A 3,141-nucleotide genomic window follows, 5' to 3' on the forward strand; every position below is an offset into this window, starting at 1 on the left:
CCGAGGCCATTCGCTTTGTCCTCACCCTGCCGGCCAATGCCGTGCCCAATGAGGTGGTGTTGCAGCCGGAAAGCCACCAGTTTCTCTAAGGCTTGCCGAGTTCTGGAAGAAATCCCTGCTGCAGGATCCAGAGCTGGCACAAGTCGGTATTGCCAGCGGGAACTTCCCCAGGCAAGAGAGGGTGGGTTGGGGCTGGCCAGATCTCCTTGCGGCCCCTTGGGCAGATTGCCTCCATAATCAGGAAGACGTCCAGCCGGGGGCCTAGCCGATGGAGGCCATACGCTCACTTGTGCAAGAGGAGCCCATCCTCTCCTTTGCTCTGTTGCTGGGGGTGATCCTGGTGGTGCCGCCGCTATTTGAGCGGCTGCGCCTGCCGGGGTTGGTGGGCCTTTTGGTGGCGGGGATCGCCCTGGGTCCTCAGGGACTGAACCTGTTGACTTCAGAGCTGCCGACGGTGCAGTTGCTCTCGGAGATCGGCGTGGTCTATTTGCTGTTTGTGGCCGGGCTGGAGATCGACCTGGAGCAATTTCGGCAGACCCGCAACCGCTCTGCCACCTTTGGCTTGTTGACCTTTGCCATTCCCCTAACCGTGGGCACCGCCATTGGGCGGCTGTTTGGCTTTGGCTGGAACGCGGCCATCCTGCTGGGATCCCTGTTTGCCTCCCACACCCCCCTGGGCTACCCCATCGTCAGCCGCTACGGTCTGGTGAAAAACGAGGCGGTGCTGGTCACCATCGGCGGCACCATCTTCACCGACATTGCCGCGCTGCTGGTCTTGGCGGTCTGTGTCGGCATCCACGGCGGCGAGTTTTCCCTCTGGAGCTTGGTGCGGCTGCTGGGATCCCTGCTGCTGTATGCGGCTGCTGTGCTGTTTGGGGTGGACTGGCTGGGGCAGCGGTTTTTTCGGGTCACCGGCAGCGAAGAGGGCAACCAATTTTTGTTTGTGCTGCTGGCTCTGTTTGTGGCGGCTCTGGGGGCGCAGTGGATTGGGGTAGAGAAGATCATCGGCGCCTTTCTGGCGGGGCTGGCCGTGAACGATGTGCTGCGGGAGGGCTCTGTCAAAGAAAAGATCGTCTTTGTCGGCAGCATCTTGTTCATCCCCGTCTTCTTTGTGGATATAGGGCTGTTGCTTGATCTACGCGCTTTTTTGCAGACCCTTAGCTCCCTTTGGCTGCTGTTGAGTATCCTGCTGGGGCTGGGCCTCAGCAAGTACGCTGCTGCCCAACTCTGTCAGTGGCTCTACCGCTACACCCCGACCCAAAAGCTGATGATGTGGTCGCTCTCCTTGCCCCAGGTGGCGGCTACCTTGGCGGCAACCCTGGTGGGGTACCGCGTGGGGTTGCTCAATGCAGACGTGCTCAACAGCGTGGTGGTGTTGATGTTGGTAACGGCCACCCTGGGCCCAATTTTGACCAGTCGGGCGGCCACGCAAATGGCTATGGAGGAGGAACAGAGTCGGTTCCCATCTCCACCAGGAGTCGCTCCCGCCTCCGCAGCGCCGCCTCCCCAGCCCTACGTGGTCGTGGTGCCGCTGGCCAATCCCGAAACCGAGGAAAACCTGCTGGAGATGGCCTGCCTCCTGGCCAAGCAGGAGGGCGGGCGGGTGGTTCCCCTCTCGGTGGCGACCGGCCACCTGCACATGGACTCTCCCTTGCTGCAAACTTCCCTGGAGCACGGAGACCACCTCCTCAAGCGGGCGACGGAGTTTTGTCGGCCCTTTGGGGTGGAGGTCACCCCTCTCTGCCGCATCGACAGCCACGTGGCCCAGGGGATCAGCCACGCCAGCCGTGAGCAGAACGCCAGCCTCATCGTCATGGGCTGGAGCGATCCCACCCGCTTACAGGCCCGCCTCTTTGGCAGCGTCATCAACAGCGTCCTCTGGGCTGCCCATTGCCCAGTTGCCGTAGCACGCCTGCTCCATCCCCCCCACAAGCTGCGGCGGATCCTGGTGGTGCTGGAAAACTTTCGCTCGCAGACGGCTCGGGCGGTGCGCCTAGCCCAGATCTTGGCCGCCGCCAGCCAGGGAGAAGTTACCTTGCTTCACATCTGCTTCGCCAGCACCCCCGAAAGCGATCGCCAGTGGCTGGAGGCGCAGCTTTTATCCCTAGCCCAACAGCCAGACTTGGGCTACCCCGTCCAGGTCAAGGTCTTGGCCAGTGACGAGGTCGTCAAAACCCTCTTGCAGGAGGCCCAAGGATTTGACCTGGTGGTGCTGCCCTCTTTTCGTCGGCGCAACCCCAGCGGGAGCCTATCCTTCAGCGACACGACCACTCGCCTCCTAGAACGCCTCACCTGCTCTCTGATCATGCTCGGAGAGCCACTGTAAACTGCTCTTCCAAGGGTAGGCCCTGAGGTGGGACTCGATGTATTTGCCTAGTTTCGGCAACAGGGATGTGGTAGCGATAGCTGCTAGCGGGCTTAGAAATGCTGATGGGTGTGGGGGTGCTGCTTGATGTTGTCGGCATCCCTCACTTCCATTGCCGCATTGAGAATCCGCCGCGGCTCAGCGCTGAAATGGAGCTTGAACACCCCCCTCTCTGGCGTGCAGACCTGGTGGCAGAGGGATGTGACGAAATTGGGGCTTGCTGCGGTACGTACGGGCCGCCGCTTGTAGCCGCTCCACAAAATCTTCTCCCAGCACCACCCCTGGCGGGAAAACATCGGCGGGCAAAGTCGGGATCCCGTTGTCGACAACTTCTGCGTAAGTAGTGGCGTAGAGAAGGCAGTAGGAAGTGCTGCGGCGCTCTTGGGCCAGGCAATCCAGGGCGGCGGCGGGAACCGGCTCGGCCACCAACACCTCCCTGAGGCGACCGTCCTCATCCCGTTGGAAGCAAGAGGCCACTCCCAGAACTACATAGTCCAGCCCCTGGACGGTGCCTGAGCTGAGGTGAGTTTGTGCCGTATCCGCCATCGCTGCCCTCTCCGCGTTGCTGGTTGAACTTTCTTGACCTCAGGTAAGTGCCGGGATCCCATGACAAGACCCGTGGTCCTCACCTTAGCAACAACTTCAGGGTTGGACACCTTGCTCTGGGCAAGCCCAGCCCGCAGTTACCTGGGCCTAAAACTCCTGCCGCGCTTCTAGGGCACGGGCCAGGGTAACCTCGTCGGCATACTCCAACTCCGATCCCATGGGCAGGCCAA

At 61.6% G+C, this 3,141-nt stretch carries 2 protein-coding genes and 1 pseudogene; 1 reads left to right on the top strand and 2 read right to left on the bottom strand.

Features of this window, described 5'->3' with window-relative positions:
- Nucleotides 1-268 precede the first annotated feature (268 nt).
- Nucleotides 269-2,326, top strand: coding sequence for a cation:proton antiporter (locus NW860_RS00505; protein WP_011430215.1), 2,058 nt, complete (start codon nt 269-271; stop codon nt 2,324-2,326).
- Nucleotides 2,327-2,503: 177 nt separating this feature from the next.
- Here the strand turns inward: NW860_RS00505 and NW860_RS00510 are convergent, their stop codons facing one another.
- On the bottom strand, nt 2,504-2,911 hold the full coding sequence (locus NW860_RS00510) for a hypothetical protein (RefSeq protein ID WP_414511902.1): 408 nt from the start codon (nt 2,909-2,911) through the stop codon (nt 2,504-2,506).
- Nucleotides 2,912-3,058: 147 nt separating this feature from the next.
- Nucleotides 3,059-3,141, bottom strand: a pseudogene (locus tag NW860_RS00515) (recombination protein RecR); the annotation flags it as partial.

The sequence above is a fragment of the Synechococcus sp. F70.1 genome (genome assembly GCF_047502745.1).
Lineage (GTDB): Bacteria > Cyanobacteriota > Cyanobacteriia > Thermostichales > Thermostichaceae > Thermostichus.

Excerpts from the sequence above, each read along its gene's own strand:
- NW860_RS00505 (WP_011430215.1), top strand. The coding sequence starts at position 269 with ATGGAGGCCATACGCTCACTTGTGCAAGAGGAGCCCATCCTCTCCTTT.
- NW860_RS00510 (WP_414511902.1), bottom strand. The coding sequence starts at position 2,911 with ATGGCGGATACGGCACAAACTCACCTCAGCTCAGGCACCGTCCAGGGG.